Origin of the sequence: Pseudomonas sp. MWU13-2862, assembly GCF_023242495.1 — a bacterium.
Classification (GTDB): domain Bacteria; phylum Pseudomonadota; class Gammaproteobacteria; order Pseudomonadales; family Pseudomonadaceae; genus Aquipseudomonas; species Aquipseudomonas gingeri_D.
Window position 1 is genome coordinate 1 of the sequence record NZ_JALMEZ010000019.1, and the last position, 16395, is coordinate 16395.

General features: G+C 63.4%; 13 protein-coding genes. 12 read left to right on the forward strand and 1 reads right to left on the reverse strand.

The annotated features are described in order from the left end of the window. Positions 1–147 precede the first annotated feature (147 nt). Positions 148–594 carry a Cd(II)/Pb(II)-responsive transcriptional regulator gene (cadR, locus tag M5C56_RS27665; protein WP_103499658.1) on the reverse strand — a complete coding sequence of 149 codons (447 nt, stop codon included), beginning with the start codon at positions 592–594 and terminating at the stop codon, positions 148–150. Positions 595–677: 83 nt separating this feature from the next. Between cadR and M5C56_RS27670 the strand changes: the two genes are divergently transcribed. The 12 genes from M5C56_RS27670 to M5C56_RS27725 all read left to right on the forward strand — a co-directional run bounded on the left by M5C56_RS27670 (position 678) and on the right by M5C56_RS27725 (position 16348). Continuing rightward, positions 678–3077, forward strand: a complete 2400-nt coding sequence (locus M5C56_RS27670) for a heavy metal translocating P-type ATPase (protein WP_247263389.1) — start codon at positions 678–680, stop codon at positions 3075–3077. Between the two features lie 17 nt (positions 3078–3094). Further along, positions 3095–3958 (forward strand): LysR family transcriptional regulator, encoded by an 864-nt coding sequence (locus M5C56_RS27675; protein ID WP_103494483.1) that lies wholly within the window; start codon positions 3095–3097, stop codon positions 3956–3958. Positions 3959–4231: 273 nt separating this feature from the next. Further along, positions 4232–5308: a putative 2-aminoethylphosphonate ABC transporter ATP-binding protein gene (locus M5C56_RS27680; RefSeq protein ID WP_103494482.1), complete on the forward strand. Its 1077-nt coding sequence runs from the start codon at positions 4232–4234 to the stop codon at positions 5306–5308. A 1-nt stretch (position 5309) separates the two neighbouring features. Beyond that, positions 5310–7034 (forward strand): putative 2-aminoethylphosphonate ABC transporter permease subunit, encoded by a 1725-nt coding sequence (locus M5C56_RS27685; RefSeq protein WP_103494481.1) that lies wholly within the window; start codon positions 5310–5312, stop codon positions 7032–7034. A gap of 53 nt (positions 7035–7087) precedes the next feature. Further along, positions 7088–8110, forward strand: a complete 1023-nt coding sequence (locus M5C56_RS27690; protein WP_103494480.1) for a putative 2-aminoethylphosphonate ABC transporter substrate-binding protein — start codon at positions 7088–7090, stop codon at positions 8108–8110. A 148-nt stretch (positions 8111–8258) separates the two neighbouring features. Further along, positions 8259–9395 carry a TIGR03364 family FAD-dependent oxidoreductase gene (locus M5C56_RS27695; protein ID WP_103494479.1) on the forward strand — a complete coding sequence of 379 codons (1137 nt, stop codon included), beginning with the start codon at positions 8259–8261 and terminating at the stop codon, positions 9393–9395. Beyond that, positions 9392–9955 (forward strand): phosphonate degradation HD-domain oxygenase, encoded by a 564-nt coding sequence (locus M5C56_RS27700; protein WP_103494478.1) that lies wholly within the window; start codon positions 9392–9394, stop codon positions 9953–9955. The genes M5C56_RS27695 and M5C56_RS27700 overlap by 4 nt, the downstream gene beginning before the upstream one ends. A 211-nt stretch (positions 9956–10166) precedes the next feature. Then, positions 10167–10319, forward strand: coding sequence for a hypothetical protein (locus M5C56_RS27705; protein ID WP_177100966.1), 153 nt, complete (start codon positions 10167–10169; stop codon positions 10317–10319). Positions 10320–10513: 194 nt separating this feature from the next. Continuing rightward, positions 10514–11794 (forward strand): HlyD family efflux transporter periplasmic adaptor subunit, encoded by a 1281-nt coding sequence (locus M5C56_RS27710; RefSeq protein WP_247263390.1) that lies wholly within the window; start codon positions 10514–10516, stop codon positions 11792–11794. Further along, positions 11791–13956, forward strand: coding sequence for a peptidase domain-containing ABC transporter (locus tag M5C56_RS27715; RefSeq protein ID WP_103494477.1), 2166 nt, complete (start codon positions 11791–11793; stop codon positions 13954–13956). Before M5C56_RS27710 ends, M5C56_RS27715 begins: the two co-directional genes overlap by 4 nt. Beyond that, positions 13953–14963, forward strand: coding sequence for a hypothetical protein (locus tag M5C56_RS27720; RefSeq protein WP_103494476.1), 1011 nt, complete (start codon positions 13953–13955; stop codon positions 14961–14963). The genes M5C56_RS27715 and M5C56_RS27720 overlap by 4 nt, the downstream gene beginning before the upstream one ends. Then, a complete protein-coding gene (locus M5C56_RS27725; protein ID WP_103494475.1) occupies positions 14960–16348 on the forward strand; it encodes an efflux transporter outer membrane subunit in 1389 nt (462 codons plus the stop codon). Before M5C56_RS27720 ends, M5C56_RS27725 begins: the two co-directional genes overlap by 4 nt. Positions 16349–16395: the final 47 nt, after the last annotated feature.

Consider the following 16395-nt stretch of genomic DNA (forward strand, 5'->3'; position numbering starts at 1 on the left):
GGCGTCCGGATGGGCACCGCAAGGCTCAAGGGCCTCTTCGCGGGCAAGCCCTGCTCCTACAGTATGTCGTCGATCACAGATTTGGTGTACGACACAAACCTGTAGGAGCAGGGCTTGTCGGGACGCCGCACCGCCGCGAATAGGCCCTCAATGCCCGTGGCTTCTTCCGACATGTGAATGCTCTTCAGCCGCCACCACACTGCCGCTGACTTCCAACCGCTGCAAAATCCCGCACTGATCCAGATCCGGCCCGCCGCCACAACGCTGGCGCAGATCCAGCAACTGCGTCTGCAACGCCAGCAACCCGTCGATCCGTGCCTTGACGTGATGGATATGCTCATCAATCAGCGCATTCACGCTTTCGCATTGATCCTGCGGGCTGTCCCGCAGCCCCAGCAAGCTGCGAATCTCCTCCAGCGTCATGTCCAGGCTGCGGCAGTTGCGGATAAAGGTCAGGCGCTCCACATGCGCCTGGGTGTACAGGCGGTAGTTGCCCTCGCTGCGCGCTGGTTCCGGCAGCAGGTTTTCCTTCTCGTAATAACGGATGGTTTCCACCTGGCAGTCGGTGAGTTTCGCCAGTTCGCCAATCTTCATCGTTCGATCTCCGAAAAGGGTGCTTGACCCTATAGTGGCTACAGGGTGTTCACTTGGCAACAAGCACTTTCAGGGACGCACCCATGAGCGACTCCATCCACACTTCGCACAAGCCTGCCGGCGATCACGCCCATGCTGGCCACGATCACGATCACGATCACGATCACGATCACGATCACGATCACGATCACGATCACAAGCATAGTCACGACCACGGCCATGACCACGGTCAGGCCGATAAGCCCGCGCCTCGGTCTTTCCGTGTCCTCCAGCCGGTAAAGGCTTCCCACTCCCATGGGGCGGCCGGGCATGCCCACAGCTGCTGTTCGACTGCCGAGGCCCCCGCGCTGATCAAACTCAGCGAGACCACCAGCGCCGACGCACGGTTGAGCCGTTTCCGAATCGAAGCCATGGACTGTCCCACCGAGCAGACGCTGATCCAGAACAAGCTCGGCAAGCTGGCGGGCGTGCAGCAGCTTGAGTTCAACCTGATCAACCGGATCCTCGGTGTGACCCATGACCTGTCGTCGACCACGCCGATTGTCGACGCCATCAAGTCCCTGGGCATGCAGGCCGAGCCGTTGGAAGAGGGCGCAAGCGCCGAAACTCCAAGCCAGCCGCCGGTGAAGAAACCCTGGTGGCCCCTGGCTTTGTCCGGTGTCGGCGCCCTGGTCGCCGAAGTGATTCACTTCACCGCCGTGGCCCCGACCTGGGTGGTGGCAATCATCGCGCTGGTTTCCATCCTCAGCGGCGGCCTGACCACCTATAAAAAGGGCTGGATCGCCCTGAAGAATCGCAACCTGAATATCAACGCGCTGATGAGCATCGCCGTGACCGGCGCGGTGCTGATCGGGCAGTGGCCGGAAGCGGCGATGGTGATGTTCCTCTTCACCATCGCCGAACTGATCGAAGCCAAGTCCCTGGACCGCGCGCGCAACGCCATCAGCGGCCTGATGCAGATGACGCCGGACAAGGCCACGGTGCGCCAGGATGACGGCGAGTGGGTTGAACGTGAGGTTAAAAGCATCGAACTGGGTGCCTTGGTCCGGGTACGTCCTGGTGAGCGCATCGGCCTCGATGGCGAAGTGGTCTACGGTAGCTCCAGCGTCGATCAGGCGCCGATCACCGGCGAAAGCCTGCCCATCGAGAAGAATCCGGGCGACAAGGTCTTTGCCGGCACCATCAACCAGGCGGGTTCACTGGACTATCGGGTGACGGCCGTTGCGGGCAATTCGACCCTGGCGCGGATCATCCATGCCGTCGAGCAGGCCCAGGGCGCGCGGGCGCCGACCCAGCGGTTCGTCGATACCTTCGCGAAAATCTACACCCCGGCGGTGTTCGCCTTCGCCCTGGCGGTGGCGGTGCTGCCGCCGCTGTTCATGAACGGCCTGTGGTTCGACTGGATCTACCGGGCGCTGGTCCTGCTGGTGGTCGCCTGCCCATGTGCTCTGGTGATTTCGACCCCGGTGACCATCGTCAGCGGCCTGGCCGCCGCCGCCCGCAAGGGCATTCTGGTCAAGGGCGGGGTGTACCTGGAAAGCGGGCACAAGCTTGATTACCTGGCCCTGGACAAGACCGGGACCATCACCCACGGCAAGCCGGTACTGACCGACTATCTGGTCCTCAACCCACTGTTCGTCGAGACCGCGCCTTTGATCGCCGCCAGCCTCGCGGCGCGTTCCGATCACCCGGTGTCCCTGGCGATTGCCAAGGATGCGCAGGACAAACAGTGGACGCTGCGTGACGTCGAAGCCTTCGAAGCCCTGGCCGGGCGCGGTGTGCGCGGCGAGGTCGGCGGCAAGGGTTATCACTTGGGCAACCATCGCCTGGTGGAAGACCTCGGTCTCTGCTCGGCGGCCCTGGAAGAAAAACTCTTCGCCCTGGAAAAACAAGGCAAGACTGTGGTTCTGTTGCTCGACGCCTCTGGCCCGTTGGCGCTGTTCGCCGTGGCCGATACGGTCAAGGCTTCCAGCCGTGAGGCGATCCGCGAGTTGCACGCGCTGGGGATCAAGACCCTGATGCTGACCGGGGACAATATCCACACCGCCTCGGCCATTGCCGCCCAGGTCGGGATCGACGAGGCCCGTGGCGATCTGTTGCCCACCGATAAACTACAGGCCATCGAAGAGCTGTATGCTCGTGGCCATCAGGTCGGCATGGTCGGCGACGGTATCAACGACGCTCCGGCCCTGGCCCGTGCCGAGATCGGCTTTGCCATGGCCGCTGCCGGTACCGACACCGCCATTGAGACCGCCGATGTCGCCCTGATGGACGATGATCTGCGCAAGATTCCGGCTTTCATTCGCCTTTCGCGCCAGACCGCGCGTATCCTCAGGCAAAATATCGCCCTGGCGCTGGTGATCAAGGCGATCTTCCTGGCGGTGACTTTCCTGGGGCTGGCAACCATGTGGATGGCGGTGTTCGCCGATATGGGCGTCAGCCTGCTGGTGGTGTTCAATGGGTTGCGCCTGTTGCGCAAGTAAACGAATGAGAGGGTGATGTGCTGAGTGCCGAGCTGAAGGCGTTTTATATGGTCGCCCGCCTGGGCAGCATCACCCTGGCGGCAAAAAAGCTCGGGCTCAGCCAGCCCACGGTGACCACCCAGATCCGTCATCTGGAAAGCCAGTATTCGGTCGAGTTGTTCTATCGCGGCGGTCGGCGCTTGAGTGTCAGTGAAGACGGCGCGCGCTTGCTGCCGATGGTCAAGGCGCTGTTGCAGCAGGAAGCCGATATCGAGTTTTTCCTGCGCAACGCCGGGCAGGTGCAGGGCACCTTGCGCATTGCCGCGACGGCGCCGTATTACATCCTCGATCTGGTGAAGGCCTTTCGCGAACGTCTGCCGCAGGTGGAAGTGTCGGTGGAGATCGGCAACTCCCAGCAGGTGCTGGAGGCGCTGGAGGATTATCGGGTCGATGTGGCGGCTTCGTCGCAGTTGCTGGAGGACCCGCGGTTGATCCGCCGGGTGCTGGGCAGTGATCCGCTGGTGCTGGCGGTGCATCGCAATCATCCACTGGCGGTACATGATCATGTGCCGCTGAGCGCGCTGGCCGGGCATTGCCTGTTGATGCGCGAAGTGGGCTCGACCACCCGTCGCCTGACCGAAGAGTTCTTGCACGGTGCCGGGGTCAGTTTCGGGCCGCTGTTGGAGATCGGTAGTCGCGAGTCGATCCGTGAGGCGGTGTTGCGCAATATCGGCATCAGCCTGATTGCTCGCCAGGAAGTCCCGCATGACCCGCAGTTGCGGGTTCTGAGCTTGGAGAACGCGCCGCAGATCGCCGAGTACCTGTATTGCCTCAAGGAACGCAAGGCGGCGCGTTTGCCGGCGGCGTTTCTGGGGTTGGCGCAGGAAATGGCGCCGGCCTGATAGTTCGGTGGTGAATGGCCGCCTGCTGCGCGGCGGTTCGCGGCGGTGCGGCGATCCGACAAGCCCTGCTCCTACAGTCCGGTGTCATACACAAAACCTGTGAACGACACAGGACTGTAGGAGCAGGGCTTGCCCGCGAAGGCGTCGGCCCAGGCGACTCAAGTCTTCAACCCAAATCTACCAATACCACTATCGGCAACTTTGGCCTTATTGCCACATAGCCTACGCATTCCCTCCCTAGCATGACCCTCATCCGCTAGATGAGGTCCGTCCATGAACAACTCGATCGCCAACGCCCTGGCCAACCCCGGCGCCCCGATGAAGGTCCGTGGGGTGCGCAAGCGCTTCGGCGCCTTCACCGCGCTGGACAACGTCTCCCTGGACGTGGCCGCCGGCGAGTTGGTCTGTCTACTTGGCCCGTCCGGCTGCGGCAAGACCACCTTGCTGCGTTGCATCGCCGGCCTTGAACGTCAGGACGACGGCGAGCTGTTCCTCGGCGAACGCAATGTCTCCGATCTGCCACCCCAAGCCCGCGACTACGGCATCCTGTTCCAGTCCTACGCGCTGTTCCCGAATCTGACGGTCGAGGCGAATATCGCCTACGGCCTGGCCGGCAGCGGTCGCGAGGTCACCCGCAAGCGTGTCGGTCAGATGCTGGAACTGGTCGGCCTGCTCGGCAGCGAAAAGAAATACCCCGGGCAACTCTCCGGCGGCCAGCAACAGCGTGTGGCCCTGGCCCGCGCCCTGGCCCCGGCGCCCTCGTTGTTGCTGCTGGATGAGCCGATGTCGGCCCTCGACGCCCGGGTCCGCGAGCATCTGTGCACCGAGCTGCGCCAGCTGCAACGCAACCTCGGCGTGACCACCCTGATGGTCACCCACAACCAGGACGAGGCCATGCTGATGGCCGACCGCATCGCCGTGATGAACAACGGCAAGGTCGAGCAGTACGCCACGCCCCAGGAAATCTACGACAGGCCGGCCACGCCGTTCGTCGCCGAATTTGTCGGCCAGGGCAACTGGCTGCCGTTCCAGCGCAGCAGCGGCAGCCATGCGCGGGTCGGTGGCATGGATGTGCGCCTGGCCGATGGCACCGCACGGGCGGCTTCCGGTCGGCTGTTCTGCCGCCCCGAGGCGATCAACGTCAACCCGCCGGTGCATGAGGAAAACCTGTTTCCGGCCCGGGTTCGCGAGATCACCTTCCTCGGCAATCGCTGCCGCATGAGCTTCGAACTCAACCAGTTGCCCGGTCATGCGCTGTTGGCCGAAATCGGTCCGCAGGACATGCCACGCCTCGGTGCGCCGGATATCTGGGTGGCATTGCCGCCGCGCAGCCTCCAGGTGTTTGCCTGAGATGGCCGCTGAAATCAGCCTGGCTCTGTCCCGGCAGTCGAGCGTGAAGACTGCCCGGGTCGGCCTCGGCGACCGTCTGTTCGTGGTCGGCGGCAAGCTGCTCTGGCTCTGTCTGCTGGGTGTGGCGGTGCTGCTGCCATTGCTGGCGATCTTCTGGCGCGGTTTCAGCAGTGAAGCCGGGCAGGGCGGTGGCTGGATCGCGGCAAAGGAACTGGTGAACAGCGACAATTTCCACTGGCTGCTGGGTAATAGCCTGAAGGTTTCCCTCAGTGTGGCGGCCATCGTCGTACCCCTGGCCTATCTGTTTGCCTACGCCCTGCAACGGACCCTGATTCCCGGCAAATCCCTGTGGCGCGCCCTGTCCCTGTTGCCGCTGATGGCCCCGTCGATGCTGCCGGGTATCGCCCTGGTCTACCTGTTCGGTAACCAGGGCCTGCTGCGTGGCCTGCTGTCGGAAAATATCTACGGTTTCTGGGGCATGGTCCTGGGCGAAGTCATCTACACCTTTCCCCATGCCCTGATGATCCTGATCTCGGCCTTGTCCCTGGCCGATGCGCGGTTGTTCGACGCCGCGTCGAGCATGGGCGCCAGTCCCTGGAAGGCGTTTCACAGCATCACCTGGCCGGCCAGCCGCCAGGCGGTATTCGCCGCCTTCTGCCTGGTATTCACCCTGACGATCACCGACTTCGGCGTGCCGGTGGTGGTGGGCGGCGACTATCAGGTGCTGGCGCTGGAAGCCTACAAGGCGGTGGTCGGCCAGCAGCAATTCGGGCGTGGCGCCTTGATCGGCATGATCCTGCTGTTGCCGGCGCTGTTCAGTTTTGCCGTTGATGCCTGGCTGCGCCGCCGTCATGGCGAGGCCATGAGCGGGCGGGCCCAGGTATTCAAACCGGCACCGTCACGCTGCCGCGACGCCTGCTACCTGGCGATCGTGCTGTTGATCTGCGCGGCCCTGCTGCTGGTATTCGGCATGGCGGTGTACTCGTCGCTGGTGAAGTTCTGGCCGTACAACCTGTCGCTGTCGTTCAGTCACTACGCCTTCAATGCGACCACCGGCAGCGGTTGGCTGGCCTACCGCAACAGCCTGACCCTGGCCCTGAGCACGGCGCTGATCGGCAGCGGGCTGATTTTCACTGGGGCCTACCTGATGGAGAAAACCCGCAGCCAACGCGGCCTGAACCTGGCCTTGCGCATCCTCGGTTTCGTGCCGATGGCGGTCCCGGGTTTGGTCCTGGGCCTGGGCTACGTGTTCTTCTTCAACCTCAACGGCAACCCGCTGAATGTGTTCTACGGGACCATGACCCTGCTGGTGGTCTGCACCATCGCCCATTACCTGACCACCGCGCAGATGACCGCCACCACCGCGTTGCGCCAGCTCGACAACGAGTTCGAAGCCGCCGCCCTGTCGCTCAAGGCGCCGCTCTACCGGCACTACCTGCGGGTCACTTTGCCGATCTGTCTGCCGGCGTTGCTCGACATCGTGCGTTACCTGTTCGTCTCGGCGATGACCACGGTGTCGGCGGCGATCTTTCTCTACAGCCCCGACACCATCCTCGCGGCGGTGGCGGTGCTGAACATGGACGACGCCGGCAATGTCGGCGGTGCCGCCGCCATGTCGAGCCTGATCCTGTTTACCTCGGTGGCCGTCTCGCTGCTGCTGGCCTGGGCGTCGCGCGGCGTGTTGCGCCGCTCCCAGGCCTGGCGGCAGACCGAGCCCGGGCATTGATCCCGCCACAACCCATTTGCCCAACCCAACCACACTCATCAAGGAACCGCACCATGTTCAAGCCCCTGGCTCTTGCCGCTGCTGTCCTCACTGCTTTCAGCCTGAATGCCTTTGCCGCGAAAACCGAACTGACCGTGTACACGGCCCTTGAGTCCGAGCAGTTGACCGCCTACAAGAAAGCTTTCGAAGGGGCCAACCCGGACGTGGAAATCAAGTGGGTGCGCGATTCCACCGGCATCATCACCGCCAAGCTGCTGGCCGAGAAGGCGCGGCCGCAGGCTGACGTGGTCTGGGGCCTGGCGGCTTCCAGCCTGGCGATCCTCGATCAGCAGGGCATGCTGCAAAGCTACGCACCCAAGGACCTGGGCAAGATCGGCAACCACTATCGCGATGCGGCGAACCCGCCGTCCTGGGTTGGCATGGATGTCTGGGCGGCGACCATCTGCTTCAACACCGTCGAAGCTGAGAAGCAGCATTTGACCAAACCGGTGAGCTGGCAGGACCTGACCAAGCCCGAGTACAAGGGCAAGATCGTGATGCCGAACCCGGCCTCGTCCGGTACCGGCTTCCTGGATGTCAGCGCCTGGTTGCAGACCTTCGGCCAGGAGCAGGGCTGGAAGTATATGGATGAGCTGCACCAGAACATCGGCCAGTACGTTCACTCCGGTTCCAAGCCGTGCAAGCTGGCGGCGTCGGGTGAATTCCCGATCGGTATTTCCTTCGAATACCCGGCGGTGCAGCTGAAGCGTCAGGGCGCGCCACTGGACATCATCCTGCCGAAGGAAGGCCTGGGTTGGGAGATCGAGGCGACTGCGGTGATGAAGGGCACCCCCCATGAAGAGGCGGCGAAGAAGCTGGCGGATTTCTCGGCCAGCCCTGCGGCCATGGAGCTGTACAAGGAAAACTTCGCCGTGCTGGCACAGCCAGGTATTGCCAAGCCGCAGACCGAGTTGCCGGCGGACTACGAGCAGCGCCTGATCAAGAACGACTTTGCCTGGGCGTCGAAGAACCGCGACGAAATCCTCACCGAATGGCGCAAGCGTTATGACGGCAAGTCGGAGAAGTTGCCTCAGTAACATCCTTGCTTGACTCGCGGGCTTCTTCGCGGGCAAGCCCTGCTCCTACAAGTCTGTGTCGGACACATCATGTACGTACGACGCGAACCTGTAGGAGCAGGGCTTGCCCGCGAACCGCGCAGCGGCCATTCCCCTCAGGACCCACCTCATGACAAACCACAACGACATCCTTATCGTCGGCGCTGGAATCCTCGGCCTGTCCCACGCCTACGCCGCCGCCCGACGCGGCCTCAAGGTCACGGTCTTCGAGCGCAGCGCCACGCCCCTGGGCGCTTCGGTGCGCAACTTCGGCCAGGCCCTGGTCACCGGCCAGCCGCCGGGCATCATGTCCGAGCTGTCCCGCGCCAGCCGCGATATCTGGGCTCACTGGGCACAACAGGCCGGTTTCGCCCTCAAGCGCAACGGCTCGTACCTGTTCGCCCGTACCGAAGCCGAAGAACATCTGCTGGACGCCTTCTGCGCCGGTCGCGCCCGGGAACAGGGCTACCGCGTCGAACTGCTGCGCGGCGCGGCGCTGAACGATCTCTACGGCGGCCAATTCAGCCATCACCGCGCCGCGCTGCACGGTCTGGACGACCAACAGCTCTATTCCCGCGAAGCGATCCCGACGCTGATCGAGTACCTGCAACGGGACCTGGGCGTGACCTTCCACTTCTCGACCCTGGTCCGCGAAGTCGAGTCCGGCCAGTTGCACAGCACCGCCGGCACCTTCCGTGGGGAACAGATCATCGTCTGTTCCGGCCACGATTATCAGACCCTGCTGGCCGAGCCCATCAGCCAGTTGCAACCGGGCATCTGCCGCCTGCAAATGCTCCGCGCCCGACCCCAGGTCGAGCTGAACCTGCAACACGCGCTGCTCACGGGCCTCAGCTGCGTGCACTACGGCGCCTTTGCCGATCTGCCGGAAGCGGCGGCCGTCCAGGCCGAGATCCTGCGCGATAGCCCGCACCTGCATGAACACGGTATCCACCTGCTGATCAGCCCGACGCCTTATGGCGACCTGATCATCGGCGACTCCCACCACTACGGCAGCGATGCCTCGCCGTTCAATGCCGAACAGGTCGATACCTGGCTGCTGGAACTGGCCGAGCAGACCCTGGGCTGCAAGGTGCAGGTGCTGGAGCGTTGGCAGGGAGTCTACGGCTCCAAGGGGCCGGGACCGTTTTCGTTCCTCCAGGCCGTGCCGGGCGTGAGTGCCGCGCTGATGCACACCGGGGTTGGCATGAGCGTCGGTCCGGCCCTGGCCGAAGGCAATATCGCCCATTTGCTGGGGGAGTCGGCATGAAGCCCGTCGAGCAGGTGCTGGATGAGGTCTTCGGCCTGTACCAGCAGTTCGGCAGCGCCGACTACATCGGTGAGCCGGTGTCCCAGTTGGAGCATATGTCCCAGGCCGCGCAGCTGGCGCTGGCCGAGGGCTTCGACGATGAAGTGGTGCTGGCGACGTTCTTCCACGATATCGGGCATATCTGCCCGTCCGGCGAGCAACCGACGGGGGATATGGGCGGCTATGGCGTGGTCAGTCACGAGCGCCTCGGCGCGGACTATCTGCGTCGGGCGGGCTTCAGCGAACGGCTGGCGCGACTGGTGGAATATCACGTCCAGGCCAAGCGTTTTCTGACATTGCGTGAGCCCGGATACTACGACTGCTTGAGCGAAGCGAGCCGGCGTACCCTGGAGTACCAGGGCGGTGTCATGACGGAAGAAGAGGCTCGGCAGTTCGAGCAGGATCCGCTGTGTGCCGTGAGCCTGCGGATGCGCCATTGGGACGAGCAGGCCAAGCTCAAGGCCGTGCCGGTGATTGATCTGCGGCTGTTGCGCGACAAGGCGGAGAAGTTCCTACGTTGATTCTGGAAAAGTGACCACAGGTCCATGCGGATTTGACGTGGGATGCCAGAGACTATTCGGATATAAATAAATACGACCTTGGCTGAAGATGACTCTCGCAGTTCAAGCACGGCGCGCCGTTGCGGAGCTGTCTGAAAGTTCGATTCGACGGTGCTCTCGCCGCACGACTCGATGTTGTCTTCATCCAATAATAATGCCGAGGTCTACATCTATGCTGGAAGCAACCCAACAAGAAAACACCCTTCAGGAAATGACCCTCGAAGAGACCCAGGACGTTCGTGGTTCCGGGTTCTTCACCGATTTCGGTCCGCTCCTCGACCAAGCGGTCGACTGGATCTCCGAAGGCCTGAAGAAAGCCAGCTGATCCCGCTGCCAGGGCGATAGCTATCGCCCATTGTAGGAGCCGGCTTGCCGGCGATGGCGTCCGGATGGGCAACGCGAGACCTTGCGGTCGCGTCGCCAGCCAGCCGGTTCCTACAGGGTGCGTTGTGTCCTCAGAGCTGTATTCCCTCACTGGCGCGAGCCCTGTCGCGTCGGTTGCCATGCACGAGTTCACCTATGCTTGAGTTGGGCAAGGTCGCGCCGCGAACGGCGCTGGCACCCGTGGTCTTCGCCTGGTTCGTCTGCCTGTTTTTCGCCGGTGGCCTGGTCCTGCTGTTTATCGGCAACTACGCGAAGAAAGAAGATGTCCCGGGCCGGATCCTGACCCGCGATGTGGTGCGCATCACCAGTGAACGCCCCGCCCATATCCGCGAAGTGCTGGTGGAGGCTGGCGACTCGGTGAGCAAGGACCAGCCCCTGGTGCGTATCCGCACCCTGGAGCCGGAAAGCTTCAACGAAGGCAGCGACAAACCCCTTTCCGCCCAAAGCGCCGAGCGCCTGGGCAGTTTGCTGGACGATGCCACGGGCGATGACCGCCAGGCCCGTTCGGCCCATGAAACCCAGAAAAAACTCCTGCAATTGCAGATCGAACAACTGCACAAGGATCTGCAACTCACCGCCACCATCAAGCGCTCGATCCAGCGTCGGGCCGCGATTGCCCAGGAAAATCGCCAGCGTCATGAACGCCTGGCGGCCGAAGGCGCGGTGTCCGTGGCGGCGCTGAACGAGGCGATCGTCAAGCACGAGGCGGTGCTCCAGGACCTGGCCAATAACGACCTGGCCCAGGCCAGCGCGCAGCAACGGATCCTCGAACTGGAGCAGCGCGGCAGCGAAGCCGATCACACTCTCAGCAGCCGCCTCAGCGATCTCGCCCGGCAACGCCATGACTTGCGCGAGCGTTTGGAGAACCTCAACAAGAGCCAGGAATATGTCCTGTTGTCCCCCGTCGAGGGCGTGGTCGATGCTGTCTCGGTGTTCCCCGGCGCCCGTGCCCAGGGCGGCCAGCCGATGATGTTGCTGCGCATCAGCCGGGCGCTGCACGAGGCGCCGGTGGTGGTCCTCGATGTCAGTCCGGCGGCCATCGGTTTTGCCGGCGCTGGCACCGAAGTCATCGTGCGGGTCGATGCGTTTCCCTATGAGCGTTATGGCGTGATCAGGGGGCAGATTGTCCGTAGCACCGCCAGTACCTACCTGGAAGCCGCGCTCGGTGCCAGGACCGATGGCGAGGAACCGGGGCCGACTTATCGCGCCGAGGTGAAGCTCGACTTTTCCGACCCACGAACCAAGATCCGCCAGGACTGGCTCAAGGACGGCATGACCCTCAGCGGTTCGTTGCGTCTGGAGCGGCTGAACCTGATGGAATGGCTGTTCCTGCCGGTGCTCCGTGGGCTGGCGGGCAATCCGGATTATCTGCCGACGCTGGGCACCCCGGCGCGGCCTGTGGATAAATCCGCATGAGCCGCCTCAAGCAATCCCTGCGCGAGGCCCTGGCCCGCTCGCGGCAGTTGTTCCAGCGCACGGTCCCGGTGATTCTCCAGGACGAAATGTCCGAATGCGGCATGGCCTCGATTGCCATGGTCGCCGGTTATCACGGCAAGGCCCTGAGCTTGCGCGAGATGCGCCAGCGCTACCGGGTGGCGCGGGACGGCATGTCGCTGTTCCAGGTGATCAAGGTCAGCGAGGAGCTGGGTTTCAGCTGCCGCCCGCTGCGCTTGCAACTGCACGATGTGGGGCAACTGCGCACGCCGTCGATCCTGTTCTGGAACAATATGCACTTCGTCGTGCTGCAATCCACCAATCGCCAAGGACTGCATATCGTCGATCCGGCGGTGGGGCGGCGTTTCTATACCTGGGAAGAAGCGCTGTCGATGTTCAGCGGCGCGGCGTTGGAAATGCTGCCGGGGCTGGGCTTCACCACCCAGGTCCATCGGCGTGTTCCCGGTACCTTCGGCCCGCTCGGCGTGCTGCGCAAGAACACCTGGCTGTTGCGTTACCTGGTGCCCATGGGCCTGCTGTCGGTGGTCGGCTACTTCGGAGCCATTGCCGCGCCCAAGCTGTTTTCCCTGACCATCGATGAAGTGGTGGCGAAGAACGACGAGGATTTCCTGTTTCTGATCCTCTATGTCTTTGGCGGGATCTTTCTGTTCAAGAGCCTCGCCGCCTGGCTGCGGGCGGTCCTCGATATGCGCCTGCGCGTTGCCCTGAGCCAGGACCTGTCCACCGGGGTGATCGCCTGGCTGCTGCGCTTGCCGGTGAGTTATTTCGAGCGCCGCGCCCCCGGCGATATCCTGCGGCGGACCCAGGCCACCGACAAAGCCTTCGTGCAGTTCACCGCCGGTTGGATGGACATATCCATCGACCTGGCCTTCGGCGTGGCGTTTCTCGCACTGATGGCTTTGATCAACGCCAAGCTGGCGGCCCTGTCGTTGCTGTTGTGCCTGCTGTTCTTTCTGTTTCGCGGCGTGACCCTGCCGGTCATGGAGAAACACCACAAGACCTCGATCGAAGCCGAGACGGCGCGCAACGTGACCCTGCTCGGCACCCTGGGCAATGTCGAGTCGATGAAGCTCTACAACTACGAAGCGGCCAAGCTGGCGAACTGGAGCAACCAGCACACCGACACCGAAATGGCCCGCGCCGGCGTCCAGCGTTTGCAGGCGATGAACCAGGTGGTGCACGAAGGGTTGTCCCATGGCCATTCGCTGCTGGTCAGCGCCCTCGGTGCGCTGGCCGTGCTCCACGGCGAGAACAGCGTCGGCGACCTGTTCGCCTTTGTCCTCTACAAGGACATGTTCATGGGCTGCGCGCTGAAGGTGGTCGACAGCTATATGAACCTGCGGCTGGTGAAGGTCGAGCTCAAGCGGGTCGAGGAAATCGTCGATGAGCCGGTCGAGCAGGTGGAGTCGAGTGTGTACAGCGCCGATCCCCTTGGCCAGCAGCAACCCTTGCGCTCGATCCAGATCGAAGGCGCGCGCTTTCGCTACAGCTCGTTCGACCGGCCGACCTTCGAGGACCTGAGTTTCAGCCTGGAAAGCCCGAACCGACGCATCGCGATATTCGGCCCTTCGGGCTGCGGCAAGAGCACCTTCCTGAAAGTGCTCGCCGGGTTCTATGCCCTGGACACCGGACGCTTCAGGATCAACGGCCAGGCGATGCGGCATTTCGGTTTGCGCCGCTACCGCCAGAGCGTCGCCTATGTCACGGCCCACGACGAGATCATCGCCGGGACGGTGATCGAGAACATCCTGATGGACAGCGACCCGCTGGACGGCACGCGTTTGCAGAGCTGTGTCGAGCAGGCCGGGTTGCTGGAAAGCATCCTGAAACTGAGCAATGGCTTCAATACCTTGCTCGGACCCATGGGCGTGCAATTGTCCTCGGGCCAGAAGCAACGCCTGTTGATCGCCCGGGCACTGTATCGGCGCCCGGAACTGTTGTTGCTCGATGAGCCGACTTCCCATCTGGACCCCAGTGCCCGCGATGTGATTATCGAGACCGTGCGCCGCTTGCCCATGCTGTGTGTGATCGTGACCCACGACAAGGCCGTGGCCCTGGCCTGCGACAGGGTACTGCTGATGCACCAGGGGCGTTTGCGGCCGTTGAGCGGCGCGGTGCGATGACTCCGTTTCGTCCGGGCTGGCCGATCCGCCGCTGGCTGTGGTGGATGCGCTGCAAGGCCGGGTTGCGGGCGCGCCTGGTGAAAGGACTGGCGCTGATCTTTCGACTGAAGGTTGCGCACCGTTGCTTGCCGCTGTTGCCGGCCATGCTGCTGCGGCTGCCCTCCGCGTGGCGCGGCCCGGACTACAACGCCTGTCGGCAGAACCTCGAATTGTTCGGACTGGAGCCCCGCGCCTGTCGGCTAGTGGCTTGTCGCTACAGCGCCATCCAGTTGCAGTGCGCGATCTACCAGGTGCTTTACCCTCGCGATTATCCCAAGCGGTTGCGGGCCTGGATTCGGGCAATTGCCTGGAACGATCCGCAGCAACACTGGCCGCGTACGCGGGTGCGCTCGACCATCATCGTGCTGGCGCACACCGGGGAATACTGGATGGCGGTGGCCTGCATGATCGAGCGTTGCCCGGCGCCGAAGCGTTTCATCATTCCGATCTGGAACTTCAACGATCCCCTGACCCGGCGCTCCCTCAAGAGCCTGGAAGCCTTCGGGCATCGCGTGGATATTCTCGACAGCAACGCGCCAAAGACCGCGTTGGCGATTGCCCGGGCGCTCAAGCGCGGCGATCAGGTGATCATCTTTGCCGACCTGCCGGTGAGTTTCAGTGGAGTACGTTCCGGCGAGCCGGTGGACGGCCACCTGTTCGGCCGCGCCGCGCAATTCGTCAAGGGGCCGATGTTCCTGGCGGCGAAAATGAAATGCGACGTGCTGCTGGCAGGGCATCGTGCCGAGCTTGGCGGCTGCGGTGAGCTGCATGTGATTCGGTGGATCACCCGGGCCGCCGCACCGGATATGCAGGCGCAATGGGCGCGGGCGATGGAGTCGTTTATTGCCGAGGCTCCCGAGCACTGGTTCTACTTGTCGCGGTTGGAGGCTTTCTATCAGCGGCAAAAGACTTCGGAGGAGAAGTCCTCGGGACTGCCGGGTCTGCTGCAACGGCGGGGGCTCGGATGATGAGGCGCAGCCCGGGGCTGATGCTGGTTGTCCTGCTATTGGCCGGGTGTTCGTTTATTCCCGATTACCAGCAGCCGTCGCCAACCGTGGCCGAGCACTGGCGAGACGCGAGTCCACAGGGCGATGCCGTGCCGTTACCGGACTGGCACAAGGTTTTTCCCGACCCCGAGCTGCAAAGGCTGATCGAGCTGGCGCGGGTCCATAACCATGATCTGCAGGTGGCTGTCCTGCGCATCGACGAGGCCCGGGCGCTGTATGGGATTTCCACCGCCGATCAATGGCCCAGTGGCGGGATCGACGGTTCGGTGCAACGGCAGAAGATTTCCGCCGCGGACTCGCCCACTGGCAAGGCGGTGATCCGCGAACAAGGGCAGTTCAGGTTGGGGATCACCGCCTTTGAACTGGATCTCTGGGGCCGCGTCCGGGCGTTGAAAACCGAAGCCGGGCAACGCCTGGTGGCCCGTGAAGAAGATGCCCTGAGTGTGGGGATCAGCCTGGTCGGCGAGGTCGCGACGGCTTACTACGAGTACCGTGCCTATCTTGAATTGCACCGGCAGAACCGACAGTTGCTGGAGCGGGCGGGCGAGTCGAAACGGCTGATCGGCCGCCGCCAGGAATTGGGACTGGCGAGCGAACTGGAGTTGCGTCAGGCCGATACGCTGGCGTTGACCCTGGAGGCCGAGATGGCCGACGCGGCGCGTCAACAGGGGCTGGCGCTGAACCGCCTGGAGTTGCTGGTGGGCACGACGCTTGATCCCGCGCGTCTGTCCTTCGGGGAGTGGAGCGAAGGGCCAACGTTGCCGGAGATTGCCCCGGGCCTGCCTTCCGAGTTGCTGGTGCGACGCCCGGATATTCGCGCCGCCGAAGCCCGGCTCAAGGCCTTCAACGCCAATATCGGTGCCGCCCGGGCGGCCTTTCTGCCGAGCATTTCCCTGACCGGTTTCTTCGGCGTCAGCAGCCCGCAGTTGAGTGAGCTGTTTTCCGGCGAGGCCAAGGGCTGGTCCTTCACCCCCGCCGTGAGCTTGCCGCTGTTCGATATCGGTCGGCGCTTCACGCAGCTCGAGCTGTCGAAGGTGCAGCGTGATATCGCCGTGGTCGAGTATCAGCGTTCGATCCAGCAGGCCTTTCGTGAAGTGGCCGATGCGCTGGCTTCGAACGAGCCGCTCAATCGGCAGCTCAATGCACAGCAACGGCTGGTGCTGAACGAGTCGCGCCGCGTCGAGTTGGCGCAACTGCTCCATCAGGATGGCTTGAACAGCTACCTCGAAGTGCTCGATGCCCAACGCGGCCTGAGCACGGCGCAACAAGCCCTGATCAGGACCCGCTTGTTGCAGGTGAGCAACCGTATCGCCCTGTACAAGAGCCTGGGCGGTGGGTGGTCCTGAGCGTTGCCGTGCCTCTCAGCACACGGCGCGGTTTCGTACACAGGCTC